Source organism: Sinomonas sp. RB5 (assembly GCF_054063535.1).
Genome location: NZ_JBSSGJ010000017.1, coordinates 1 through 23,409 on the forward strand (window position 1 = coordinate 1; position 23,409 = coordinate 23,409).

Consider the following 23,409-nt stretch of genomic DNA (forward strand, 5'->3'; position numbering starts at 1 on the left):
CGCCACCACCCCGTGGAGCGCTGGGTCAAGCCCGAGGAGTTCGTCGAGCTGTCCCAGGAGGCCGAGGAGATCGGCTTCCTCGGCGTCATGAGCGGGCCCCTCGTGCGCTCCTCCTACCGCGCCGGCCGCCTCTGGGCCACCGCCATGCGCAAGAAGGGGCGTGAGATCCCTCCCGCCCTGGCCCACATCGAGTCCTCCGGCACCACCCGGCAGGAGGCCGCCACCCTCCTCGCAGCCCGGCAGGGCTGATCGCCGCAGCGCCCGGGGCGTCCACTCACTGCAGTGGGCGCCCCGCGGCGTCCCCACGCCCGAAGTCCGGTGGACGAACCGCGCGCGGTCATCCCGGCGTGCCGTGACTTAGAATTGAGGCACTATGGCGAAGCGCACCGACACCTCCAGCACGCCCTCGGACAAGTCCCCTCAGGGAGGATCTCCGAAGAAGGCGAAGAAGCCCAATGGCTTCCAGCAGTTCCTCCAGGTCTTCCAGATGACCCGGAAGGCCGACCCGAACGCCGTGTGGCTCATGCTGCTCGTGTTCCTCGGGGTGACGGCCGTGGGCCTGCTCATCGGGTTCCTGCTCGACAACTGGATCACCGGTCTCATCATCGGCATCCTCCTCGGCGTCCTCGGCGCCGTGTTCATCCTCAGCCGCCGGGCCGAGCGCGCCGCCTACGCCCAGATCGAGGGCCAGCCCGGTGCCGCGGGCGCGGCGCTGAACTCCCTCCGCCGCGGCTGGATCGTCGAGGAGCAGCCCGTCGCCGTGAACCCCCGCACCCAGGACGTGGTGTTCCGCGCCATCGGTCGCCCGGGCGTGGTCCTCGTCTCCGAGGGGCCGAGTGCGCGCGTCCGCGTGCTCGTCGACGGCGAGCGCAAGCGCCTGGCCCGCATCCTCCCGAACGTGCCGGTGCACGTCATCGAGACCGGGCGCGAGGAGGGCCAGACTCCGCTGCGCAACGTGGCCGGGAAGATGAACAAGCTCAAGCCGCAGCTGACCAAGACCGAAGTGGCTGCCGTGAGCAAGCGCATCGCCTCGCTCGGCACGCGCCTGCCCATCCCCAAGGGGATCGATCCCACCCGTATGCGCCCTGACCGGCGCGCGATGCGCGGCCGCTGAGCCGCACCGCATCACGGCGAAGGCCCCGGCAGCACTGCCGGGGCCTTCGCGCTGTCCGCGCCGGTCGCACCCGTTCGGGCTTGCGCCGGCGGGGCGGGTCAGAGGCGGACGACGACGGTCCCTGCCGCCTTGTCATGCACGCCGCGCTGGTCGGGGTCGAAGACCACGGCCGGGATCACCAGGCACAGCAGGAGGGTGCGCAGGGCCGCGCGCGGGACGCCGACCGGGCCCCCATCGAGCCGGCGGACCGTCAGGCCGGCCAGGCGGTGGCCGAGCCCGTGGCCCACCAGGCCGACGAGGAGCACCTGCTCCACGGCGAAGACGGCGAGGATGGTGAGCTGGCTTCCGCCCAGGAACGCGGCCGCAATGGCGTACGAGGCGGCCCAGTCGATGCACAGTCCGAGCACCCGCCGGCCGGCACGTCCCACCGAGCCCGGCCCGGTGCGGGGCATTCCGAGGCGGCGTCCGGGGAAGTCGCCCTCGGCGAGCTGGGGCCCGCTGATCCAGGATCCGAGGTCTCTGCGGTCGATCACCCGTCCATTCTAGGCTGGTGCACGGGTGCCCCGCCCGGGGCCCGTCGGCGCGGGGTCTGGCCGGGCGCCGCCGCTGCGGCTAGCGTTTACACGGGACAAGGCCCTGTAACCTCGCCGAAACAATACCGACACGGACGGGAAATCCCCCGTTCGTACTGTGGGTGCCAGTTGCGTACGAGGCGCACGGCGGACGCGCAGTGACTGCGTGCCCCGACCGCGCCGGCCCGACTGCCCCCACCCTGCCAAAGGAGTACAGATGTTCAAGTCTGCGGACGAAGTCCTCGCATTCATCAAGGACGAAGACGTCAAGTTCGTCGATATCCGCTTCACCGACCTGCCCGGCGTCCAGCAGCACTTCAACATCCCGGCCAAGACGGTCGACGCCGACTTCTTCGAGAACGGCCAGCTCTTCGACGGCTCCTCGATCCGCGGCTTCCAGGGCATCGCCGAATCGGACATGCAGCTCATCCCCGACGTGACCACCGCCTTCGTGGACCCGTTCCGCGTCGAGAAGACCCTGGCCCTGAGCTTCTCGATCGTCAACCCCCGCACCGGCGAGCCCTACCACCGCGACCCGCGCGGCGTGGCCGAGCGCGCCGAGGCCTACCTCGCCTCGACGGGCATCGCGGACACCGCGTTCTTCGCGCCCGAGGCCGAGTTCTACGTCTTCGACAACGTCCAGTTCGAGTCCTCGCCGCAGGGCTCCTTCTACAAGGTCGACTCGATCGAGGCGCCGTGGAACAACGGCCGCGAGGAAGAGGGCGGCAACCTCGGCAACAAGACCCCGTTCAAGGGCGGCTACTTCCCCGTTGCGCCGGTGGACCACCAGGCCGACCTGCGCGACGCCATGTGCCTCGCCCTCGACGCGGCCGGCCTCGAGGTCGAGCGCTCGCACCACGAGGTCGGCGCCGCAGGCCAGGCGGAGATCAACTACCGCTTCAACACCCTCGTCCGCGCGGCCGACGACCTGCAGAAGTTCAAGTACATCATCAAGAACACGGCGCTCGAGTGGGGCAAGTCGGTCACGTTCATGCCGAAGCCGATCTTCGGCGACAACGGCTCGGGCATGCACTGCCACCAGTCGCTGTGGAACGGCGGCGAGCCGCTCTTCTACGACGAGAAGGGCTACGCCAACCTCTCCGACCTTGCCCGCTGGTACATCGGCGGCCTGCTCAAGCACGCCTCCGCGGTCCTGGCCTTCACGAACCCCACCGTGAACTCCTACAAGCGCCTCGTGAAGGGCTTCGAGGCCCCGGTCAACATGGTGTACTCGCAGGGCAACCGCTCCGCCGGGATCCGCATCCCGATCACGGGCTCGAACCCGAAGGCCAAGCGCATCGAGTTCCGCGCCCCGGATCCCTCCTCCAACCCGTACCTCGCGTTCGCGGCCCAGCTCATGGCGGGCATCGACGGCATCCGCAACCGGATCGAGCCGCCCGCCCCGATCGACAAGGACCTCTACGAGCTCCCCGTCGAGGAGGCCCGCGACATCCCCAAGGCGCCGGGCTCGCTCGAGGAGGCCCTCGAGGCCCTCGAGGCGGACAACGAGTTCCTCCAGGCAGGCGGGGTCTTCACCCAGGACCTCATCGACACCTGGATCGCGTACAAGCGCGAGAAGGAGATCGCCCCGCTGTCGCTGCGCCCGAACCCCTACGAGTTCGAGCTCTACTACGGCGTCTGATCGCCCCTTCGCGGGCCTTCCCGCGCACGACGGCGCCCCTCGCCTCCCGCTGGTAGCCAGCGGCAGGCGGGGGGCGCCGTCGTCCGTTCCGCCGCCGGCTCAGACGCCGGTCCGACCTCCGGGGCGTCAGCCCGCGACGGTGGTGAGGATGCCGGCGGCGTCGCCCTCCGCGGTCACGTCGTGCCGAGGGCCGGGCAGGACGGCGAGCTGGCCTGGGCCGAGGCGCAGTTCGGCCTCTCCGGAGTGCACCACGAAGGTGCCGGAGAGGACGTGGAGCGTGGCCGCCGCGGGCTTGGCGTGGTCACCGAGGACCTGCCCGTCCAGGATGGCCAGGAGGGTGTGCCGCAGTGCCCCGTCATGGAGCAGGGCGCGGGCGCTGCGCCCGTGCGGGCTCGTGCGGGCCCGTTCGAGCTCCTCGGCTGCGGCGGCGGGGATGTCGACGAGAGTGTGCATCATCTCTTCCTTTCCTCGGTGCCCGGCACGCGCGGGCCGCGGTCAGTGTTCGGGGGCGTAGAACCGCCGCTCGAAGACCTGCCGGGCCCGGCGCGTGACGTTGAGGTAGTGCTGCTCGAGCGCGGTGGCCTGCCCGGGAGGGTACCCGCACCATCGGGCCACCGCCTCGAGGTCCCGGCGCGACGTCGGCAGCAGATCCGAGGCACGCCCGCTCCAGGCGACGTTCGCGCTGCGGACCCGGCTGGCCAGCCGCCAGGCCTCCGCGAGGAGCTCGGCCTCCCCCGGCGGGATCAGGCCGAGGTCCGAGGCAGCCGTGAGCGCCTCCATCGTGCCCGTGGTGCGCAGCTGCGGGTGGCGGCGCGCGTGCTGGAGCTGGAGCAGCTGCACGAGCCACTCGACGTCGCTGAGGCCCCCGCGCCCCAGCTTGACGTGCCGGGACGGGTCGGCGCCGCGGGGAAGCCTCTCCGCCTCGACCCGTGCCTTGATGCGCCTGATCTCGCGGACATCGGCGGCCGAGAGCTGCTCGGGGTAGCGCACCGAGTCGGCGAGCTCCATGAAGTCGGCGGCCAGGGCGTCATCGCCCGCGAGCGGGCGGGCCCGCAAGAGGGCCTGCGCCTCCCAGACGAGGGCCCAGCGGCGGTAGTACTCGGCGAACGAGTCGAGCGAGCGCACGAGGGGGCCGTTCTTCCCCTCGGGCCTGAGCTCGGCGTCCAGGGCGAGCATGCGCTCGGCGAGGACCGGCGGCTTGAGCGGCTGGGTCAGAAGGGCCGAGACGCTTCCGACGATGGCGAGCGCCTGGCGCTGCGCGGCGTCGGGGTCCGCGCCGGGGACGGGCCGGTGGACGTACATGACGTCCGCGTCGGAGCCGTAGCCGATCTCGCGGCCGCCCTGGCGCCCCATGGCGACGACGAGCACCCGGGTGAGCAGCCCGCCGTCGGCCGCCTCCGCCGCCCCCTCGGCGACCCGCAGCGCGCCGAGCACCGCCGCCTGGTCCGCGTCGGAGAGGGCGTGGCCCACCGCCTCGGTGTCGAGGATCCCGGCGCGGTCCGCGAGTGCCACGCGCAGGATCTCGCGGCGCCGGATGAGCCGCACGAGCCGCATGGCGGCGGCCGGTTCGGCGTGCCGGGAGATCTTGGACTGGATCTCCTGCCACTGCGCCTCGAGGGGAAGCGGTTCGAGGTCGGAATCGTCGCCGAGCCACTTGACGGACTCGGGCGAGACCTCGAGCAGGTCGGCGATGAGCCGGGAGTCGGCCAGGACGTGGGAGAGCCGCTCCGCCGCGGCCGCCGAGTCGCGCAGGAGGCCCAGGTACCAGTGGGTGGTGCCCAGCGCCTCGCTGACGCGGCGGAAGGCGAGCAGGCCGCCGTCGGGGTCGACGCCCTCGGCGATCCAGCCGAGCAGGACGGGGAGCAGCTGCCGCTGCAGGGCGGCCCGGCGGCTCACGCCTGCCGTGAGCGCCTCGATGTGTCGCATGGCGCCCTGCGGGTCGCGGTAGCCCAGGGCTGCCAGGCGCGCCTGGGCCGCCTCCGGAGTCAGGCGTGCCTCCTCCGCGCTCATGTGGGCCACGGTGTTGAGCAGGGGTCGGTAGAAGATCCGCTCGTGGAGCTCGCGGACGCTGCGCTTGGTGCGGTGCCACGTCTCCAGGAGCTGCTCCGGGGAGGCGCGGCCGAGGTCGAGCACGCCCTGGGTGGAGCGGGCGAGCGCGCGCAGGGCGTCCTCGGACACGGGCATGAGGTGCGTGCGGCGCAGCTTGGCCAGCTGGAGGCGGTGCTCGAGCAGGCGCAGGTAGCGGTAGGAGGAGTCGAACTCGGTCGCCGCGCTGCGCCCGATGTAGCCGCCCGCGGCGAGCGCCGCGATGGCCGAGGTGGTGTCGCGGACGCGGAGCGACTCGTCCGTGCGCCCGTGCACGAGCTGGAGCAGCTGGACCGTGAACTCGACGTCGCGCAGGCCGCCCGCACCGAGCTTGATCTGCCGGTCCGCCTCGGCCGGCGGGATGTTCTCCGTCACGCGGCGGCGCATCGCCTGGACGGACTCGACGAATCCGTCGCGTTCGGCGGAGGACCACACGAGCGGGGCCACGGCGGCCTCGTAGCGGGCGCCGAGGCCGGCGTCCCCCGCGATGCGGCGTGCCTTGAGGAGGGCCTGGAACTCCCAGCTCTCCGCCCATCGGGCGTAGTAGGCGAGGTGCGAGTCGAGCGTCCGCACGAGCGGCCCGTCGCGGCCCTCGGGCCTGAGGTTCGCGTCGACCTGCCACAGTGCCGGCTCGCGGCCTGAGGACCAGACGGCCTTGACCATGCCGGTGGCCAGCGCGGTGCCGATCCTGGCGGCCCGGGCGCCGTCGGGGCCCCCGTCCCCGCCGGCGCCGTCGGCCTCGATGACGTAGATGACGTCGACGTCGGAGATGTAGTTGAGCTCGCGCGCCCCGCACTTGCCCATCCCGATCACCGCGAGGGCGACGGCGGCGACGTCCTCGCGGCCGAAGCTCGCCTCGGCCTCGGCCCGGGCCACCGCCAGGCCCGCCTCGAGCGCGGCACCGGCCAGGTCGGAGAGCTCGGCGGCGGCTGTGGGCATGAAGTCGGTCGGGGACGCCGCGCCGAGGTCCCGCAGGGCCAGCTCGCACAGATGGCGCCGGTAGGCGATCCGCAGGGCCGCATAGGCCTCCGGCCCGGTGGTCCCGGCGACGGGGCGGCCGGAGCGCGGGTCCGCGCCCACGGAGGCCAGCATGGCCGCGCGGAGTTCGCCGGGATCGGCCCCGGAGGGCTCCGCCGAGAGCGGCCGCTCGAGCACATCGAGGTGCTCGGGGTGCCGGATGAGGAATTCCCCGAGCGCCTCAGAGGCGCCGAGCAGGCGGAAGAGGGGCTCGCTGCGGACCGGACCGTCCTCCACGAGGCGGCGCACCTCCGGGCGGCGCTCGATTAGGCGGACGAGGGCCACGAGCGCGGCATCCGGGTCCGCGGCCAGCGCCAGCCCCTCGAGCACCGCCCCGGGGTCGATCCCCTCCAGCTCGCGGGCCGCGAGGAATCGCTCGGCGCGCTCGGGGTCGGCGGACCCCAGCGCGATGAGGCGGCGCGTCAGGGACGGGGCCACGGTGCGCGCCTAGAGGATGCCGAGGTTGCGGTGCAGCTCGTAGGGGGTCACCTCGAGGCGGTACTCGTTCCAGTCCTGCCTCTTGTTGCGCAGGAAGTACTCGAAGACCTGTTCTCCGAGGATCTCGGCCATGAGCTCGGAGTCCTCCATCGCATTGACGGCGTCGTGGAGGCTCGCCGGCAGGGGCGAGTGGCCCAGCGCGCGGCGCTCGGCCGTCGTCAGGGCCGAGATGTCGTCCTCGGCGGCGGGCGGGAGCTCGTACTCCTCCTCGATGCCCTTGAGGCCCGCGCCGAGCAGCACGGCGTAGGAGAGGTAGGGGTTCGTGGCCGAGTCGATGCCGCGGTACTCGATGCGGCCGCTCTGGGCCTTCCCCGGCTTGTACAGCGGCACCCGCACGAGGGCCGAGCGGTTGTTGTGGCCCCAGCTGAGGTAGCTGGGGGCCTCTCCCCCGCCCCAGAGCCGCTTGTAGGAGTTCACGAACTGGTTCGTCACCGCGGTGAACTCGCTCGCGTGCCGCAGGATGCCCGCGATGAAGTGCCGGGCCGTCTTGGAGAGCTGGAACTCGGCGCCCGGCTCGTGGAACGCGTTGCTGTCGCCCTCGAAGAGCGAGAAGTGCGTGTGCATGCCCGAGCCAGGGTGCGCCGAGAACGGCTTGGGCATGAAGGTCGCGTAGCTGTTCTGCTGGAGCGCGACCTCCTTCACGACCGTGCGGAACGTCATGATGTTGTCCGCGGTCTGGAGCGCGTCCGCGTACCGCAGGTCGATCTCGTTCTGCCCCGGGCCGTTCTCGTGGTGCGAGAACTCGACCGAGATCCCCACCGATTCGAGCATGTTCACCACGGTGCGGCGGAAGTCCTGGGCCACGCCGCCGGGCACGTGGTCGAAGTAGCCGCCCTGGTCCACGGGAATGGGGGCGCCGTCCGGGCCGAGCCGGTCGGACTCGAGCAGGTAGAACTCGATCTCGGGGTGGGTGTAGCAGGTGAAGCCCATCTCGGCGGCCCGCGCGAGCGTCCGCTTGAGCACGTTGCGGGGATCCGCCGGCGACGGCTCGCCGTCAGGGGTGAGGATGTCGCAGAACATGCGCGACGTCGGCTCGGTCTCGCCGCGCCACGGGAGGATCTGGAACGTCGACGGGTCCGGCTGGAGCAGCATGTCCGACTCGGAGACCCGCGCGAGCCCCTCGATCGAGGAGCCGTCGAAGCCCAGGCCCTCCTCGAAGGCGCCTTCGACCTCGGCGGGCGCGAGGGCCACCGACTTGAGTGACCCGACGACGTCGGTGAACCAGAGGCGGACGAATCGGACGTCGCGCTCCTCGATGGTCCGGAGGACGAACTCCTGCTGACGGTTCATGGGATCTTCGCATCCTTACCGGTTGGGCCCTGCAACGCTTCCTCCACTCTACTGAAGCATCGACTAGTCTCATGCCTATGGCCCCCATGAGTTCCGACGCACCGCGTCACGACGAGCTGCCGGCGCCCTACGGGAGCGGGTCGGCCCCAGCGCCCCGGACGGGACGGACGCGCATCCACCATCTGGCGCAGGCCAAGGAGCGCGGCGAGCGCTTCGCGATGCTCACGGCCTACGACCAGTACACGGCCCGCATCTTCGATGAGGCCGGCATCGAGGTCCTGCTCGTGGGCGACTCCGCGGCGAACAACGTCTACGGCTACGAGACGTCCCTGCCGGTCACCGTGGACGAGCTGATCCCGCTCGCGCGCGCCGTCGCCGTCTCCGCCCCGCACGCCCTCGTCGTCGCCGACGTCCCCTTCGGCAGCTACGAGGCCTCCCCCGCCCAGGCGGTCGCGACGGGGGTCCGCTTCCTCAAGGAGGGGCTCGCGCATGCGGTGAAGCTCGAGGGCGGCGCCTACTACGCGGACACGGTGCGGGCCATGGTCCAGGCGGGGATCCCGGTCATGGCGCACATCGGCTTCACGCCCCAGAGCGAGCACGCGCTCGGCGGCTACCGGGTCCAGGGCAGGGGCGACGCCGCCGCCCGCCTCATCGAGGACGCCCGTGCACTCGAGGCGGCCGGGGCCTTCTGCGTGCTCATGGAGATGGTGCCGGCGGACGCCGCGGCCGCGGTCGACGCCGCCGTCACCGTCCCGACCATCGGGATCGGAGCCGGCAGCGCCACGACGGGGCAGGTCCTCGTGTGGCAGGACATGGCCGGTCTCCGCGGCGGCCCAGGCACCCGCATCGCCAAGTTCGTCAAGCAGTACGCGGACCTGCGGGGCACCCTGCTGGAGGCGGCACGCGCGTACCGCGAGGACGTGCGTTCGGGGTCCTTCCCGGGCCCCGAGCACTCCTTCTGACGCTCAGTCCCTGTCGCTCCAGCCGTCGCCGTCGGCGTCCGAGGGATCCCACGCGCGATTGCGCTCCTTGACCTTCTCGAGGGCCTTCTCCGCCTCCGCGCGCGTCTTGTAGGGCCCGATCAGCTGCGTCCAGTCGCTCTGGGCGTCTTCCTCGACCTCGTGCGTGCGGACGTTGTACCAGTACTCGACCATTTCCCGGCCCTTCCCGGGCCTCCGTCGATGAAGCCCCACGATGCGCTCGACTAGTACACTCACCCTATGCCTTCTACCCCTTCCGCGGCACCTCTGGGCACGCTTGTGCGCGGCACGCTGAGCCCGGTCCGGCCTGTCCCGGCCTCGATCCCGCGGCCGGAGTACGCGTGGAAGGAGGCACCCGAGAAGTACACCGGCTCGAACGTGCTCACGGCCGAGCAGATCGAGAAGGTCCGGGCCGCAGGACGGATCGCCGCGCAGGCCATCGTGGAGGTCGGCACGCACATCCGCCCCGGGGTGACGACGGACGAGCTCGACCGGGTGGGCCACGAGTTCCTCATCGACCACGGCGCCTACCCGTCGACGCTCGGCTACCGGGGCTTCCCCAAGTCGCTGTGCACGTCGGTCAACGAGGTCATCTGCCACGGGATCCCGGATTCGACCGTCCTGGCCGACGGGGACATCATCAACATTGACATCACCGCCTTCAAGGACGGCGTCCACGGGGACACGAACTTCACGTTCCTCGTCGGGGACGTGGACCAGGAGTCGAGGCTGCTCGTGGAGCGGACGCAGGAGTCCCTCCGCCGAGGCATCAAGGCCGTCGCCCCCGGCCGCGAGATCAACGTGATCGGCAGGGCCATCAGCGCCTATGCGAAGCGCTTCGGCTACGGAGTGGTCCGGGACTTCACCGGCCACGGCGTGGGCGAGGCCTTCCACTCCGGGCTCATCATCCCGCACTACGACGCCGCCCCCGCCTACGGCACCATCATGGAGCCGGGGATGGTGTTCACGATCGAGCCGATGCTGACGCTCGGCGGCATCGAGTGGGACATGTGGGAGGACGACTGGACCGTCGTCACCCGCGACCGGAAGCGCACCGCCCAGTTCGAGCACACCCTCGTCGTCACCGATTCCGGCGCCGAGGTCCTCACGGTTCCCTGAACCACCCCTCCCCCCACACGACCCGCGAGAGGCAGGCCGCGCATGGCAAAGAGCGAGAAGAAGAAGAAGTCCCGGGCAACCGCGATCGGTATCGACATCGGCGGCACGGGGATCAAGGGGGGCATCGTCGACCTGGCCAAGGGCAAGCTCGTCGGGGACCGCATCCGCGTCGACACCCCGCAGCCCTCCACGCCGGAGGCCATCGCCGCGGTCGTCGCGCAGATGGTCGACGAGCTCGGCGCCCGGGAGGGCGCGCCCGACGCCGACAGCCCGGTGGGAGTCGCCTTCCCCGCGATCATCCAGCACGGCGTGGCCCGCTCCGCCGCGAACGTGGACAAGTCGTGGATCGACTTCGAGGTGGACAAGGCCTTCACCGACAAGCTCGGCCGGCCCGTCGAGGTCGTCAACGACGCGGACGCCGCAGGGCTCGCTGAGGTGCGCTTCGGCGCGGGCAAGGGCGTGGACGGGACGGTGCTCGTCATCACCCTCGGCACGGGCATCGGGTCCGCGTTCGTGTTCGACGGGCGCCTCGTCCCCAACGCGGAGCTCGGCCACCTCGAGATCGACGGCCACGACGCGGAGACGAGGGCCTCGGCCGTCGCGCGCGAGCGGGACGGGCTCAGCTGGGAGGACTACTCCGTGCGGCTCCAGCGCTACTTCGAGCACGTCGAGTTCCTCTTCTCGCCCGAGCTGTTCATCGTGGGCGGCGGCATCTCCAAGCGCGCGGACGAGTACCTGCCGCTGCTGAAGCTGCGCACGCCGATCATCCCCGCCAAGCTCAAGAACGAGGCCGGCATTGTGGGCGCGGCACTCCAGGTGGCGATCCACCACAAGCTCGCGAAGTAGGCAGGTCCCGCTTCGGCGGACGACGGCGAGGGGCCCCGGACAGCGTGTCCGGGGCCCCTCGCCGTGGTCGCCGCCGGGCGGCCGGCCGTCAGCTCGCGGCCGACTCCGGCGTGCCCTCCCGCTCGGAGCGGAGGACGCTGATCGCGGCCTCGAAGTCGGCGAGCGACTCGAAGTCCTGGTAGACGCTCGCGAAGCGCAGGTAGGCGACCTGGTCGAGCCGCTTGAGCGGGCCGAGGATCGCCAGGCCGATCTCGTGCGCCCGGATCTCGGCGGAGCCCGCCGCGCGGATCGTCTCCTCGACCTCCTGGGCGAGGAGGGCGAGGTCGTCGTCCGTCACGGGGCGGCCCTGGCACGCCTTGCGGACGCCGTTGATGACCTTGGAGCGGCTGAACGGCTCGCCGGCGCCGGAGCGCTTGAGGACGGTCAGGCTCGTGGTCTCGAGCGTGGTGAACCGCCGGCCGCACTCGGGGCACTGCCGGCGGCGCCGGATGGCCGAGCCGTCGTCCTGGAGACGGCTGTCGACGACGCGGGAATCGGGGTTGCGGCAGAACGGGCAGTACACGCAGTCCATCCTACTGACCGCGGGCCCCGCACCACAAGGGAACACCACAACATGTAGTGTCCGGGACACTACGTGTAGGGGCTCAGGCGCCGGCGAACCTCGCATCGACGGCGTCCCCGTGGGCGGGGAGGTCCTCGGCGTCGGAGAGGCTGCGGATGTGCGCCGAGACGCCCCTGAGGGCCGCCTCGGAGTAGTCCACCACCTGGATGGCCCGCAGGAACGTCGTGACGTTCAGGCCGGAGGAGAAGGCGGCGGTGCCGGACGTCGGAAGGACATGGTTGGAGCCGGCGCAGTAGTCGCCCAGGCTCACAGGGCTGTAGTCGCCCACGAACACCGCCCCGGCATTGCGGATCCGGGCGGCGACGGCGGGCGCGTCCGCCGTCATGATCTCGAGGTGCTCGGCGGCGTACGCGTCGCACACGGCGATGCCGGCCGCGAGGTCGTCGACGAGCACGACGCCGGACTGCTCGCCGGAGAGCGCCTCGACGACGCGGTCGCGGTGCTTGGTGCGCTCGGCGAGGACCGCGAGCTGCTCGCGGACGCGCTCCGCGAGCTGTGGGGAGTCCGTGACGAGGACGCTGCCCGCGCGGGGATCGTGTTCCGCCTGGCTGATGAGGTCCGCGGCCACGAGCTCCGGGCGCGCGCCGGCGTCGGCGAGGACCGCGATCTCGGTGGGGCCGGCCTCGGCGTCGATCCCCACCACGCCCTTGACCAGCCGCTTCGCCGTGGCGACGAAGATGTTCCCGGGGCCGGTGACGACGTCGGCCGGCTCGATCGCGGGAAGCGCGCCGCGGCCGTCGTGCTCGCCTTCCGTCCCCGCGGGGATGCCGTAGGCGAAGGAGACGATGGCCTGCGCCCCGCCGATCGCGTAGACCTCGTCGATGCCGAGGAGGGCCGCGGCGGCGAGGATCGTGGGGTGGGGCAGGCCCCCGTTCTCCTTCTGCGGCGGGGAGGCGAGCGCGATCGAGCCGACGCCGGCCGCCTGGGCCGGCACCACGTTCATGACCACGCTCGAGGGGTAGACGGCGAGGCCGCCGGGGACGTAGAGGCCCACGCGGCGCACGGGCACCCACCGCTGGGTGACCGAGGCGCCGTCGGCCGGGTGCACGGTGACGTCGGCGGGGACCTGCGCGGCCGCGAACGCCCTCGCGCGCGCGATCGACTCCTCGAGGGCGGCGCGGACGGCGGGATCGAGCGTGTCGAGCGCGGCGGAGATGGCCTCGGCGGGCACCCGCGGGTGGCGCTGCTCGACCCCGTCGAACTTCGCCGCGAGCTCGGAGAGCGCCGCGAACCCGCGGGCCCGCACGTCGGCGATGATGCCGCGCACCGCCTGCTCTACGCCGGTGCCGTCTCCCGCCGTGAGGCGCGGCACCGCGGCCCGGAGCTCCGCGGGACCGAGGGCGTGTCCCCGCAGGTCGATGGTGCGGAAGGCGGGCGAGGCGGGGGTGGGGGCGGCGGAAGTCACCGCCCTAGTCTACCGGGGGCGCCCCTGCGCCCCGCGTGCCGGTCACTCGCTGGGCGGGATCCACCACAGCGTGGTGAAAGCGAGCACGGCGAGGGCGACGACGGCTGGCCAGACCGCGAGCGCGCTGAGGGCCTGCAGCCCGAAGGCCGACTCCGCGACCGAGGGGCTGACCCCGCGGGCCCCGAGCACGTGTCCGAGGCCCACGCCGGTCCCCCAGGCGGCGAGCGTGCCGAGCGTGCTCCCCGCGAGGGCGGCCAGGCCCCGATTCGGCAGGCCGCTCCGGCGGCGTCCCACCGCGAGGGCCACCGTCACCGCCAGTCCCGCGGCGAGCCCCAGCGCGCCGAACAGGAGGTCCCGCTCGTCCCAGGTCTCGTAGTCCGTCCCGGCGCCGTAGAAGAGCCCGCCGGGCGCCGCGACGACCCAGACGGTGCCCAGCACCAGGCCGCCGAGCAGCGGGTACAGGCACCAGCGCACGAGCGACATCCGCTCCCGGCGCTCGGAGCGCTGCGCGTCCTCCGCCGCCGCCCCGGGGCTCCCGGGCGCCTCGGGCGTCTGGGGGCCTTCCGGTGCCTGGGGGCCTTCCGGCGTCTGGGGGGCTTCGGGCATCCGGGGTGCCTCAGGCATCGAGGCACGCCGGGCCGAGGAGGACCTTGAGGTCTCCGAACAGCGCGGGGTTCGGGTTCACCCGCAGGTGCACGCCGAGGCGCATCACCTCGATGCTCCGCGTCCCCTGGAGCCTGAGCTGGACCTCGTTGTGGCCCGGATGCGTCTTGAGGACGTCCCCGAGCTGCGTCACCACCCGTTCGGTCGCCTTGTGGGTGGGCATGCTGATGACCACGGGGCCGCCGGCGGCGTCCGAGAGGTCCGGGACGGTGAGCTCCATGGCGTTGAGCGTCACGTTGCCGTCGTCCCGCCGCTGCAGCCTGCCCTTGACCACGACGATGAGGTCCTCGGCGAGGATCGCGGAGATCGGCCCGTAGACCTGTCCGAAGAACATGACCTCGATCGACGCCCCGAGGTCCTCGACCTCGGCGCGGGCGTAGGCGTTGCCGCTGGCCTTGGCGATGCGGCGGGACAGGGAGGTGATCATGCCCGCGATCGTCACGATCGACCCGTCCGCCGGGCCCTCGTCCGCGATGAGCGCGCTGATGCCGGTCTCGGCGTGCTGCGCGAGCACGCCCTCGAGCCCCTGGAGCGGGTGGTCGGAGACGTAGAGGCCGAGCATGTCGCGCTCGAAGGCGAGCTTGTCCTTCTTCTCCCACTCCGGCAGGTCGGGGATCTCGACGGCGAGGCCCGCCGCACCCCCGCCCTCGGCGTCGCCGAAGGCGCTGAAGAGGTCGAACTGGTTGTTCGCCTCGTTGCGCTTGAGGGTGATGACGGCGTCCACCGCCTCCTCGTGGATCATCGCGAGGGAGCGGCGGGGGTGGCCGAGCGAGTCGAACGCGCCGGCCTTGACGAGGGATTCGATGGTGCGCTTGTTGCACACCACGGCGGGGACCTTGGTGAGGAAGTCCGAGAACCCCGTGAAGGCGCCCTTCTCCTCCCGCGCGGCGACCATCGAGTGGACCACGTTCGCGCCGACGTTGCGGATGGCGCCCATGCCGAAGCGGATGTCCTTGCCCACCGGGGTGAAGTTCAGGGCGGACTCGTTCACATCGGGCGGCAGCACGGTGATGCCCATGTGGCGGCACTCGTTCAGGTACATGGCGCACTTGTCCTTGTCGTCGCCGACGCTCGTCAGCAGCGCCGCCATGTACTCCGCCGGGTAGTGCGCCTTGAGGTACGCCGTCCAGTAGGAGACGACTCCGTACGCGGCCGAGTGGGCCTTGTTGAACGCATAGTCCGAGAACGGCAGGAGGATGTCCCAGAGGGCCTTGACCGCGGCGTCGGAGTAGCCGCGCTCCGTCATGCCCCCTGAGAATCCCGCGAACTGCTTGTCCAGCTCGGACTTCTTCTTCTTGCCCATGGCGCGGCGGAGGATGTCCGCCTGTCCGAGCGAGTAGCCGGCGACCTTCTGCGCGATCGCCATGACCTGCTCCTGATAGACGATCAGGCCGAAGGTCGTGTCCAGGATCTCCCGCAGTGGCTCCTCGAGCTCGGGATGGATCGGGGTGATCTCCTGTAGCCCGTTCTTGCGCAGCGCGTAGTTGGTGTGGGCGTTGGCGCCCATGGGGCCGGGCCGGTAGAGCGCGAGGACGGCGGAGATGTCCTCGAAGTTGTCCGGGCGCATGAGCTTCAGGAGCGAGCGCATGGGGCCGCCGTCGAGCTGGAACACCCCGAGCGTGTCGCCGCGGGCGAGGAGCTCGTAGGAGGCGGCGTCGTCGAGCTCGAGCCGTTCGAGGTCGAGGTCGATGCCCTGGTTGAGCTTGATGTTGTCCAGGGCGTCCGTGATGATCGTCAGGTTCCTCAGGCCGAGGAAGTCCATCTTGATCAGGCCCAGGCCCTCGCAGGTCGGGTAGTCGAACTGGGTGATGACCTGGCCGTCCTGCTCGCGGCGCATGATCGGCACGATGTCGATCAGCGGGTGCGAGGACATGATGACGCCGGCGGCATGGACGCCCCACTGGCGCTTCAGCCCCTCGAGGCCCGTGGCCGTCTCGAAGACGCGCTGCGCGTCCGCGTCGGTGCGCAGCAGCTCGCGCATCTCCTCGGCCTCGCCGTAGCGCTTGGCCTCGGGGTTGTGGATGTCTGCGAGCGGCATGCCCTTGCCCATGACGTCCGGCGGCATGGCCTTGGTGAGCCGCTCCCCCACGGAGAACGGGTACCCGAGCACGCGGGAGGAGTCCTTGAGGGCCTGCTTCGCCTTGATCGTCCCGTACGTGACGATCATCGCCACGCGGTCGTCGCCGTACTTCTCGGTGACGTACTTGATGACCTCCGAGCGGCGGCGGTCGTCGAAGTCGACGTCGAAGTCGGGCATCGAGACGCGGTCCGGGTTGAGGAAGCGCTCGAAGATCAGACCGTGGTCCAGCGGGTTGAGGTCGGTGATGCGCATCGCGTAGGCGGCCATCGAGCCCGCACCCGAGCCGCGGCCCGGGCCGACGCGGATGCCGTTGTCCTTGGCCCAGTTGATGAAGTCCGCGACGACGAGGAAGTAGCCCGGGAAGCCCATCTGGGTGATGATGCCGATCTCGTACTCGGCCTGCTTGCGCACCGCGTCCGGGATGCCCTGGGGGAAGCGGTAGTGGAGGCCGCGCTCGACCTCCTTGACGAACCAGGACTCCTCGTTCTCCCCCTCGGGGCAGGGGAAGCGGGGCATGTAGCTGGCCTTGGTGTTGAACTCGACGTTGCACCGCTCGGCGATGAGCAGCGTGTTGTCGCAGGCCTCGGGGTGGTCGCCGAAGATCGCGCGCATCTCGTCCGGGGACTTGAGGTAGAACTCGTCCGCGTCGAACTTGAAGCGCTTGGGGTCCGCGAGGGTCGAGCCCGACTGGACGCACAGGAGTGCGGCGTGGCTCGAGGCGTCCTCGGCGTGGGTGTAGTGCAGGTCGTTGGTGGCCACGAGCGGCAGCCCGAGGTCCTTGGCCAGCCGGTACAGCTCCGCCTGGACGTTGCGCTCGATGTCGAGGCCATGGTCCATGACCTCGCAGAAGAAGTTGTCCGCGCCGAAGATGTCCCGGAACTCCGAGGCGGCCTCGCGGGCCTCCTTGTAGAGGCCGAGCCGCAGCTTCGTCTGGACCTCGCCGGACGGGCACCCGGTGGTCGCGATGATGCCCTTGCCGTAGGTCTGCAGGAGCTCGCGGTCCATGCGGGGCTTGTAGAGGTAGCCCTCGAGGGAGGCGAGCGAGGACATGCGGAACAGGTTGTGCATCCCCTGCGTGTCCTCGGCCCACATCGTCATGTGCGTGTACGCACCGGCGCCGGACACGTCGTCGCGGCCGCCCTCGCCCCACCGCACACGGGTCTTGTCCTGCCGGGCCGTGCCGGGAGTCAGGTACGCCTCGACCCCGATGACCGGCTTGATCCCGGCGTCCGTGGCCTTCTTCCAGAAGTCGAACGCGCCGAACACGAACCCGTGGTCCGTCGTGGCGAGCGCGTTCATGCCGAGCTCCTCGGCGTGGCTGAACAGGTCCCCGAGCCGAGCCGCGCCGTCGAGCATCGAGTACTCGGTGTGGTTGTGGAGGTGGACGAACGAACCGCTGGAAGTCACCGGTCCAGTCTAGGCGTCGCCAGGGGCGCCCCGGCGGAGGCACGACGGCGGTCTCCGCGCCCGCGCCCGGCCCTCGCCGTGCGCCGGGCGTCAGCTCAGACGCGGCCCTCGCGCAGGACGTCGACCGCGTACTGCAGGTCCGCGGGATACGGGCTCACGGCCTCGACGCGCTCGCCGGTCCTCGGGTGCGCGAACGCGAGCCGGTAGGCGTGCAGCCACTGGCGCGTGAGGCCGAGGTCGGCGGCGAGCCGGGGGTCCGCGCCGTAGGTCAGGTCGCCGGCGCAGGGATGGTGGAGCGCCGAGAAGTGCACGCGGATCTGGTGCGTGCGGCCGGTCTCGAGGTGGACCTCGACGAGGCTGGCCCGCCCGAACGCCTCGATCACCTCGTAGTGGGTCACCGACGGGCGGCCGTCCTCGATGACCGCGAAGCGCCAGTCGTACCCCGGGTGGCGGCCGATGGGCGCATCGATGGTGCCCTCGAGGGGATCGGGGATGCCCTGGACCACCGCGTGGTACACCTTCTCCACGGTGCGGTCCTTGAACGCCTGCTTGAGCGCGGTGTACGCGAGCTCGGTCTTGGCCACCACCATGGCCCCTGAGGTGCCCACGTCGAGCCGGTGCACGATCCCGGCGCGCTCGGGCGCGCCCGAGGTCGAGATCCTGTAGCCGGCGCCGGCGAGGCCTCCGACCACGGTCGGGCCCACCCAGCCGGGCGACGGGTGCGCGGCGACGCCCACCGGCTTGTCCACGACCACGAAGTCCTCGTCGTCGATGAGGATCTCGAGTCCGTCCACCTTCTCCACCACCACTTCCAGAGGATCCCGGGTCTCGGGCCGTTCGACGAGGAGTTCCTCGCCCACGCCCACCTTCGCCGACTTGGCCACGGGCCTGCCGGACGAGAGGACGTGTCCGCCGGCCAGGAGCGAGGCGGCCGTGGACCGCGAGACGCCAAGGAGCGCGGCGAGCACGGCATCGGCACGGCCGCCCGCGAGCTCCTCGGGGACCACGAGGAGCTCAGCCACGGTCCGGCTCCGCTCCTTCGCCGGCTGCCGTTCCCTCGGCACCCGTTTCGGGGCCCTTGCCGGAGCGCTGGCGCGTGCCGTCGGGCGAGAGGCCCGTGAGCGTGAGCAGGCAGACCAGCACGACCCCGCACACCACCGCGGAGTCCGCCACGTTGAAGATGGCGAAGTGCGGCAACGAGATGAAGTCGACCACGTGGCCCATCCCGAAGGAGGGCTCGCGGAACAGGCGGTCGGTGAGGTTGCCCAGCGCCCCTCCCAGGACGAGCCCGAGCGCGGTGCCCCACCACAGCGAGCGGACCCTGCGGGTGTAGACGATGATCCCGACGGCGACGACGGTCATGATGATCGTGAACAGCCAGGTGACGCCCTCGCCGATCGAGAAGGCCGCTCCCGAGTTGCGGATGTAGTACCACTGCAGCAGCGGCGGGAGGACGGGGATGCGCTGGCCCTCGACCATCGTGCTCGTCACCCACAGTTTGGTGAGCTGGTCGCCCGTGTAGGCAAGGGCCGCGATGAGTGCCAGGAGCACGACGGCGCGCCGTCGCCGCCGGAGCGGGACGGCGGGAGCGTCTTCAGTAGTGTCCATGCTTCTTTCCGATGGCAGCGCGAAGCCGGCGCCCGCCGAAGGCGGCCGCCGGCCTCGATGGCTCACGCGGTGGATCAGACCTCGGCGCTGTCCGAGATCTCAGCCGTGGCGACCGAGCCGCGCGACTCGAGGTCGCGCAGCTGGCCCTCGATGTAGGCCTTGAGCCGGGAGCGGTAGTCGCGCTCGAAGCCACGGAGCTGCTCGACCTTGCGCTCGAGCACCGAGCGCTGCTGCTCGAGGGCCCCGAGGGTCTTGCGGGACTTCTCCTGGGCGTCGTTCACGAGGCTGCTGGCCTCGATCTGGGCCTCGGCGATGATCTTGTCCCGCTGGTCGAGGCCGTCCTGCACGTGCTTGTCGTGCATCTGCTGCGCCATGGCGAGAAGGCCTGCAGCAGATTCGGCGACGGCCGTGCGGCCGTCCCCGGAGGGAGCCGGGGCCTGCGGTGCCGGCGCGGCGGGGGCCGGGGCGACCTCCTTGGCAGGCTCGGGCTTGGGCTCCTCGCGCACCTCGGCCGGCGCGGGCTTCTCGGCGGCCTGCGGAGCCGCGCCCTGCTTGCCGGAGAGCTCGGCGACCTTCTTGCGGAGCTCGTCGTTCTCCTGGTTGAGGCGGCGAAGCTCGATGACGATCTCATCAAGGAAGTCGTCGACTTCGTCCTGATCGTAGCCTTCGCGGAACTTGGTCGGCTGGAACCGCTTGTTGACAACGTCTTCTGGCGTCAGAGCCATCTGCTCACCTCATTGGTCTAATCGGTCAGGCAGCATCCGCCACCACGACTACCGTATCTTGAATTTGCTGGTGGGTGCTCGGCACGCCACCGCGCAGCAGCGGCGGGCACGAGCCGGGGGGCGCTGGGCGCCCCTAGGCGAGGCCCGCCACGATCGACATCGCGATCACCACCGCGATGACGAGGACGATGAACGCCAGGTCCAGGCTCATCGCCCCGAGCCGCAGGGGCCGGAACCATCGCCGCGAGAGCTTCATCGGCGGGTCCGTCACCGTGTACACGGCGCTGGCCGCGACGAGCGCCGCCCCGCGCGGCCGCCAGGACCGGGCGAACGACTGCACCCAGTCGAACACGAGCCGGGCGACGAGCGCGATGAAGAACAGCTCCAGCACAAGGTACAGGATGGCGAACAGGAAGCCCATGGCGATGCGTGGATCAGCTCTGGTTGAAGAACGAGGCCTGGTTGTCCGCGACCTTCTTGTCCTCACCGAGGACCTCGATGGTCGACGGCGAGAGCAGGAACACCTTGTTGGTGACGCGCTCGATGCTGCCGTGGAGTCCGAACACGAGGCCGGCGGAGAAGTCGACGAGCCGCTTGGCGTCTGCCTCGCCCATGTCCGTCACGTTCATGATGACCGGGATGCCCTCGCGGAAGCTCTCGCCGATGACCTTGGCGTCGTTGTACGAGCGCGGGTGCACGGTGGTGATCTGGCGGAGGCCGCCGTCTTCGCGCACGGCGGCGGCGCGCTTGATGGGAGTCACGGGAGCACGATACTCCTCGACCTCGGCCGGAGTCGCCTCGCGGGTGGCCAACGCCGTGCGGCGGTCCTCGCGCTCAGTGTGCACTGGCTGTTCCTCTTCCGTCCGTGCGTCATGGGCCTCGGTCTCGAACTGCTCTTCGCCGTCCGCCAGGCCGAGGTAGATCATCGTCTTGCGCAGAGCGCCAGCCATGCTCGACTCCTGTCCTCGGGCCGCTCTGGGTGCAAACGCCAAAGTCGGGCCACTCGGCCCAGAAGGACCCGACAGTGACGAAGCTACCCCACCGGCGGCCGGGGGCCGAGGACATCGGTGCCAATCCTGAGGTGTGTCGCACCCGCGGCCACGGCCGCCTCGAGGTCCTGGCTCATGCCCGCAGAGACCATCGTCGCGTCCGGGTAGCGCTGCCTCAGCCCTCCCGCGACGTCCGCGAGTGTGGCGAACGCCTCAGCCGGGTCCGCCCCGAGCGGAGCGACCGCCATGACGCCGGCGAGGCGGAGCCCCGGCGCGCCGTCGATGAGTGCGGCAAGCTCCGGGACATCTGCAGGGGCCGCTCCCCCGCGTCCCGCGGCCGCCGGGTCGAGGTTCACCTGGATGAGGCAGGCGAGCGGATCCTCGCGCCCCGCAGCGACGACCGCCTTCGAGAGGGCGGCCACGAGCTGGGGGCGGTCCACGGAGTGGACGGCGTCCGCATAGCGGACCACGCTCTTGGCCTTGTTGGTCTGCAGCTGGCCGATGAAGTGCCAGCGCAGGCCGAGGCCGGCGAGGCCTGCGGCCTTGGCCGCGGCCTCCTGGTCCCTGTTCTCGCCCACATCGGTCACCCCGAGCTCGGCGAGGAGGCGCACGTCGGAGGCGGGGTGGAACTTGGTGACGACGATGAGCCGCGGCTCCTCGGTCCGGCCGGCCGCGTCGCAGGCGGCACGGATGCGGCCGCGGACCCGTGCCAGCCGGGCAGCGAGCTCCTCGCGGCGCTCCCCCTGCTCAGGCATGGGTCCAGACGAGGCCGGCGATGCGCCCGACGCCGGGGGCGCGCCGGTGGGAGAAGAGTTCCTCGTGCTCGTACGTGCACGCCTCCGCCTCGCGGTGGACGGCGACGTCGGCCCGGGCGAGCTGGTCGCGTACCCCGGCGGGCAGGTCGAGGGCGGGGGTGCCCCAGCTGGTGGCGGTCGCCGTCCCGGGCACCGCGGCCTCGACCTCGTCGCGCATCTGCGCGGGGACCTCGTAGCACCGGCCGCAGATGCTGGGTCCGAGCCAGGCCTCGAGCCCGCGCGCGCCGGCCTCCCGCAGCCGGGCGACGGCCTCGGGCACCACACCGGCCACGAGGCCGGGACGGCCCGCGTGGACGGCCGCGAGGGCGGGGCGCCCGTCGTCGAACTCGCCCACGAGGACCACGGGGACGCAGTCGGCCACCATGACGGCGAGGGGGTCCCCGCGCGAGAGGAGCGCGTCCGCGGTGGGTGCGGGCTCCTCGCCGGCCCACACGGTCTCGGACCCGTGGACCTGGCTCATGTACTGGAAGGACGGGACCCCCGCTGCGGCGGCGAGGGCGTCGCGGTGGCGGCGCACGCCGTCGTCATCGCCGCCGACGTGGAAGGCGAGGTTCCCCGCCCCGGCATGCGTGAACGCGACGGTGACGCCGGGACGCACGTCCCGGCGCCACCAGAAGGGGCCTTCGGCCGGCGCGGCCGAAGCAGCGCCGCGGTTCACTTGAGGAAGTCGGGCACGTCGAGATCGTCGTTGCGGTTGCCCGAGAGGTCGGGCTCGACGACGGCAGGGAGCTCGACGTCGAACCCGCCGTCGGTGGGCATCCCCGGACGGCTCTGGCTCCACTGGCTCAGGCCGGCGTGGGCGGGCGCGGGCTGGCTCGGACGCGGCGGGACGGAGGGCTGCGATGCACCGGTGTGGCCCGCGGGCGCCGCCGGGACGGACGGAGCGGCAGAGGCCTGCGCAGCGGCCGCCTTGGTGTCCTCGAGCGACGGCGAGGTCGCGCGGACGTCGTCGAACCCGGCGGCGATGACCGTGACGCGGGCCTCGTCGCCGAGCGCATCGTCGATCACGGCGCCGAAGATGATGTTCGCCTCCGGGTGGGCGACCTCCTGGACGAGGCGGGCGGCCTCGTTGATCTCGAACAGGCCCAGGTCGCTGCCGCCCTGGATCGAGAGCAGGACGCCGTGGGCGCCGTCGATGGAGGCCTCGAGCAGGGGCGAGGCGATGGCGAGCTCGGCGGCCTTGACCGCACGGTCCTCGCCGCGGGCCGAGCCGATGCCCATGAGGGCGGAACCAGCGCCCTGCATGACCGACTTCACGTCGGCGAAGTCGAGGTTGATCAGGCCGGGAGTCGTGATGAGGTCAGTGATGCCCTGGACACCGGAGAGCAGCACCTGGTCGGCAGAGCGGAAGGCGTCGAGGACGGAGACGTTGCGGTCGCTGATGGAGAGCAGGCGGTCGTTGGGGATGACGATGAGGGTGTCGACCTCGTCGCGCAGGGCCTCGATGCCGTTCTCGGCGCTCGTGGCGCGGCGGCGGCCCTCGAACGTGAAGGGCCGGGTGACGACGCCGATGGTCAGCGCGCCGAGGCTGCGCGCGATCCGGGCCACGACGGGTGCGCCGCCGGTGCCGGTGCCGCCGCCCTCGCCCGCCGTGACGAAGACCATGTCAGCCCCGCGGAGGACCTCCTCGATCTCGTCCGCGTGGTCCTCGGCGGCCTGGCGGCCGACCTCGGGGTTGGCGCCGGCGCCGAGCCCGCGGGTGAGCTCGCGGCCGACGTCCAGCTTGACGTCCGCGTCACTCATCAGCAGCGCCTGGGCGTCCGTGTTGATGGCGATGAATTCCACGCCTCGCAGACCGACTTCGATCATGCGGTTGACTGCGTTCACGCCACCGCCGCCAATGCCGACGACCTTGATGACGGCCAAGTAGTTCTGCGGTGCTGCCACGTTGAGTGTCCCTTGTTCGAAAGCCTGCTGGTTCTGCAAGAAGCC

General features: G+C 71.5%; 22 protein-coding genes and 1 pseudogene. 6 read left to right on the forward strand and 17 right to left on the reverse strand.

Annotated elements, in window-relative coordinates; genetic code table 11:
- Positions 1–249 (forward strand): annotated as a pseudogene (locus tag ACVWWH_RS16695) (lipoyl synthase); the annotation flags it as partial.
- 124 nt (positions 250–373) lie between these two features.
- Complete coding sequence (locus tag ACVWWH_RS16700; protein ID WP_457317317.1) at positions 374–1,114, forward strand: DUF4191 domain-containing protein; 741 nt, start codon at positions 374–376, stop codon at positions 1,112–1,114.
- A gap of 98 nt (positions 1,115–1,212) precedes the next feature.
- On the opposite strand, the gene ACVWWH_RS16705 is transcribed toward ACVWWH_RS16700, so the two are convergent.
- Positions 1,213–1,647, reverse strand: a complete 435-nt coding sequence (locus tag ACVWWH_RS16705) for an RDD family protein (protein WP_457317318.1) — start codon at positions 1,645–1,647, stop codon at positions 1,213–1,215.
- Positions 1,648–1,903: 256 nt separating this feature from the next.
- On the opposite strand from ACVWWH_RS16705, the gene glnA (ACVWWH_RS16710) reads away from it, so the two are divergent.
- Positions 1,904–3,328, forward strand: coding sequence for a type I glutamate--ammonia ligase (gene glnA, locus ACVWWH_RS16710; protein WP_066497455.1), 1,425 nt, complete (start codon positions 1,904–1,906; stop codon positions 3,326–3,328).
- Positions 3,329–3,454: 126 nt separating this feature from the next.
- Here the strand turns inward: glnA (ACVWWH_RS16710) and ACVWWH_RS16715 are convergent, their stop codons facing one another.
- The 3 genes from ACVWWH_RS16715 to glnA (ACVWWH_RS16725) are packed head-to-tail and all read right to left on the reverse strand — an operon-like array spanning position 3,455 to position 8,218.
- Positions 3,455–3,781: a cupin gene (locus tag ACVWWH_RS16715; RefSeq protein ID WP_457317319.1), complete on the reverse strand. Its 327-nt coding sequence runs from the start codon at positions 3,779–3,781 to the stop codon at positions 3,455–3,457.
- Between the two features lie 42 nt (positions 3,782–3,823).
- The gene (locus ACVWWH_RS16720) at positions 3,824–6,868 is read right to left on the reverse strand and encodes a bifunctional [glutamine synthetase] adenylyltransferase/[glutamine synthetase]-adenylyl-L-tyrosine phosphorylase (protein ID WP_457317320.1); all 3,045 of its coding nucleotides are present in this window, start codon (positions 6,866–6,868) and stop codon (positions 3,824–3,826) included.
- 9 nt (positions 6,869–6,877) lie between these two features.
- The gene (glnA, locus tag ACVWWH_RS16725; protein WP_141305431.1) at positions 6,878–8,218 is read right to left on the reverse strand and encodes a type I glutamate--ammonia ligase; all 1,341 of its coding nucleotides are present in this window, start codon (positions 8,216–8,218) and stop codon (positions 6,878–6,880) included.
- A gap of 77 nt (positions 8,219–8,295) precedes the next feature.
- On the opposite strand from glnA (ACVWWH_RS16725), the gene panB reads away from it, so the two are divergent.
- On the forward strand, positions 8,296–9,180 hold the full coding sequence (gene panB / locus ACVWWH_RS16730) for a 3-methyl-2-oxobutanoate hydroxymethyltransferase (RefSeq protein WP_066497451.1): 885 nt from the start codon (positions 8,296–8,298) through the stop codon (positions 9,178–9,180).
- Between the two features lie 3 nt (positions 9,181–9,183).
- Here panB and ACVWWH_RS16735 read toward each other — a convergent pair whose 3' ends face one another.
- Positions 9,184–9,372: an SPOR domain-containing protein gene (locus ACVWWH_RS16735; protein WP_066497450.1), complete on the reverse strand. Its 189-nt coding sequence runs from the start codon at positions 9,370–9,372 to the stop codon at positions 9,184–9,186.
- 66 nt (positions 9,373–9,438) lie between these two features.
- On the opposite strand from ACVWWH_RS16735, the gene map reads away from it, so the two are divergent.
- Together map and ppgK are read left to right on the forward strand one after the other, a co-directional pair.
- On the forward strand, positions 9,439–10,317 hold the full coding sequence (gene map, locus ACVWWH_RS16740) for a type I methionyl aminopeptidase (protein ID WP_457317321.1): 879 nt from the start codon (positions 9,439–9,441) through the stop codon (positions 10,315–10,317).
- A 42-nt stretch (positions 10,318–10,359) separates the two neighbouring features.
- A complete protein-coding gene (gene ppgK, locus ACVWWH_RS16745) occupies positions 10,360–11,163 on the forward strand; it encodes a polyphosphate--glucose phosphotransferase (protein ID WP_066497447.1) in 804 nt (267 codons plus the stop codon).
- An 88-nt stretch (positions 11,164–11,251) separates the two neighbouring features.
- Here ppgK and nrdR read toward each other — a convergent pair whose 3' ends face one another.
- From nrdR to ftsZ, 12 genes are all read right to left on the reverse strand, one after another.
- Positions 11,252–11,725: a transcriptional regulator NrdR gene (gene nrdR / locus ACVWWH_RS16750; RefSeq protein WP_066497446.1), complete on the reverse strand. Its 474-nt coding sequence runs from the start codon at positions 11,723–11,725 to the stop codon at positions 11,252–11,254.
- 82 nt (positions 11,726–11,807) lie between these two features.
- Positions 11,808–13,190 (reverse strand): histidinol dehydrogenase, encoded by a 1,383-nt coding sequence (gene hisD, locus ACVWWH_RS16755; RefSeq protein ID WP_066497444.1) that lies wholly within the window; start codon positions 13,188–13,190, stop codon positions 11,808–11,810.
- Between the two features lie 42 nt (positions 13,191–13,232).
- Positions 13,233–13,796, reverse strand: coding sequence for a hypothetical protein (locus ACVWWH_RS16760; protein ID WP_457317322.1), 564 nt, complete (start codon positions 13,794–13,796; stop codon positions 13,233–13,235).
- A gap of 10 nt (positions 13,797–13,806) precedes the next feature.
- Complete coding sequence (dnaE, locus tag ACVWWH_RS16765) at positions 13,807–17,340, reverse strand: DNA polymerase III subunit alpha (RefSeq protein WP_457317323.1); 3,534 nt, start codon at positions 17,338–17,340, stop codon at positions 13,807–13,809.
- 95 nt (positions 17,341–17,435) lie between these two features.
- Positions 17,436–18,362, reverse strand: coding sequence for an RluA family pseudouridine synthase (locus ACVWWH_RS16770; RefSeq protein WP_457317324.1), 927 nt, complete (start codon positions 18,360–18,362; stop codon positions 17,436–17,438).
- Positions 18,355–18,948 (reverse strand): signal peptidase II, encoded by a 594-nt coding sequence (gene lspA, locus ACVWWH_RS16775; protein ID WP_457317325.1) that lies wholly within the window; start codon positions 18,946–18,948, stop codon positions 18,355–18,357. The genes ACVWWH_RS16770 and lspA overlap by 8 nt, the downstream gene beginning before the upstream one ends.
- A 74-nt stretch (positions 18,949–19,022) precedes the next feature.
- Positions 19,023–19,673 carry a DivIVA domain-containing protein gene (locus ACVWWH_RS16780; protein ID WP_447418738.1) on the reverse strand — a complete coding sequence of 217 codons (651 nt, stop codon included), beginning with the start codon at positions 19,671–19,673 and terminating at the stop codon, positions 19,023–19,025.
- Between the two features lie 133 nt (positions 19,674–19,806).
- Complete coding sequence (locus ACVWWH_RS16785) at positions 19,807–20,094, reverse strand: YggT family protein (RefSeq protein ID WP_066497434.1); 288 nt, start codon at positions 20,092–20,094, stop codon at positions 19,807–19,809.
- A 13-nt stretch (positions 20,095–20,107) separates the two neighbouring features.
- Positions 20,108–20,623, reverse strand: coding sequence for a cell division protein SepF (locus tag ACVWWH_RS16790; protein WP_066497432.1), 516 nt, complete (start codon positions 20,621–20,623; stop codon positions 20,108–20,110).
- A gap of 83 nt (positions 20,624–20,706) precedes the next feature.
- A complete protein-coding gene (locus ACVWWH_RS16795) occupies positions 20,707–21,417 on the reverse strand; it encodes a YggS family pyridoxal phosphate-dependent enzyme (RefSeq protein ID WP_457317326.1) in 711 nt (236 codons plus the stop codon).
- Positions 21,410–22,135, reverse strand: a complete 726-nt coding sequence (locus ACVWWH_RS16800) for a polyphenol oxidase family protein (RefSeq protein ID WP_457317327.1) — start codon at positions 22,133–22,135, stop codon at positions 21,410–21,412. Before ACVWWH_RS16800 ends, ACVWWH_RS16795 begins: the two co-directional genes overlap by 8 nt.
- Positions 22,132–23,364: a cell division protein FtsZ gene (gene ftsZ, locus ACVWWH_RS16805; RefSeq protein ID WP_457317328.1), complete on the reverse strand. Its 1,233-nt coding sequence runs from the start codon at positions 23,362–23,364 to the stop codon at positions 22,132–22,134. Before ftsZ ends, ACVWWH_RS16800 begins: the two co-directional genes overlap by 4 nt.
- Positions 23,365–23,409 lie beyond the last annotated feature (45 nt).

Coding starts and splice junctions, on each gene's coding strand:
- ACVWWH_RS16700 (WP_457317317.1), top strand. CDS start 374: ATGGCGAAGCGCACCGACACCTCCAGCACGCCCTCGGACAAGTCCCCT.
- glnA (WP_066497455.1), top strand. CDS start 1,904: ATGTTCAAGTCTGCGGACGAAGTCCTCGCATTCATCAAGGACGAAGAC.
- ACVWWH_RS16715 (WP_457317319.1), bottom strand. CDS start 3,781: ATGCACACTCTCGTCGACATCCCCGCCGCCGCAGCCGAGGAGCTCGAA.
- glnA (WP_141305431.1), bottom strand. CDS start 8,218: ATGAACCGTCAGCAGGAGTTCGTCCTCCGGACCATCGAGGAGCGCGAC.
- panB (WP_066497451.1), top strand. CDS start 8,296: ATGGCCCCCATGAGTTCCGACGCACCGCGTCACGACGAGCTGCCGGCG.
- ACVWWH_RS16735 (WP_066497450.1), bottom strand. CDS start 9,372: ATGGTCGAGTACTGGTACAACGTCCGCACGCACGAGGTCGAGGAAGAC.
- map (WP_457317321.1), top strand. CDS start 9,439: ATGCCTTCTACCCCTTCCGCGGCACCTCTGGGCACGCTTGTGCGCGGC.
- ppgK (WP_066497447.1), top strand. CDS start 10,360: ATGGCAAAGAGCGAGAAGAAGAAGAAGTCCCGGGCAACCGCGATCGGT.
- ACVWWH_RS16760 (WP_457317322.1), bottom strand. CDS start 13,796: ATGCCCGAAGCCCCCCAGACGCCGGAAGGCCCCCAGGCACCGGAAGGC.
- lspA (WP_457317325.1), bottom strand. CDS start 18,948: ATGGACACTACTGAAGACGCTCCCGCCGTCCCGCTCCGGCGGCGACGG.
- ACVWWH_RS16780 (WP_447418738.1), bottom strand. CDS start 19,673: ATGGCTCTGACGCCAGAAGACGTTGTCAACAAGCGGTTCCAGCCGACC.
- ACVWWH_RS16785 (WP_066497434.1), bottom strand. CDS start 20,094: ATGGGCTTCCTGTTCGCCATCCTGTACCTTGTGCTGGAGCTGTTCTTC.
- ACVWWH_RS16790 (WP_066497432.1), bottom strand. CDS start 20,623: ATGGCTGGCGCTCTGCGCAAGACGATGATCTACCTCGGCCTGGCGGAC.
- ACVWWH_RS16795 (WP_457317326.1), bottom strand. CDS start 21,417: ATGCCTGAGCAGGGGGAGCGCCGCGAGGAGCTCGCTGCCCGGCTGGCA.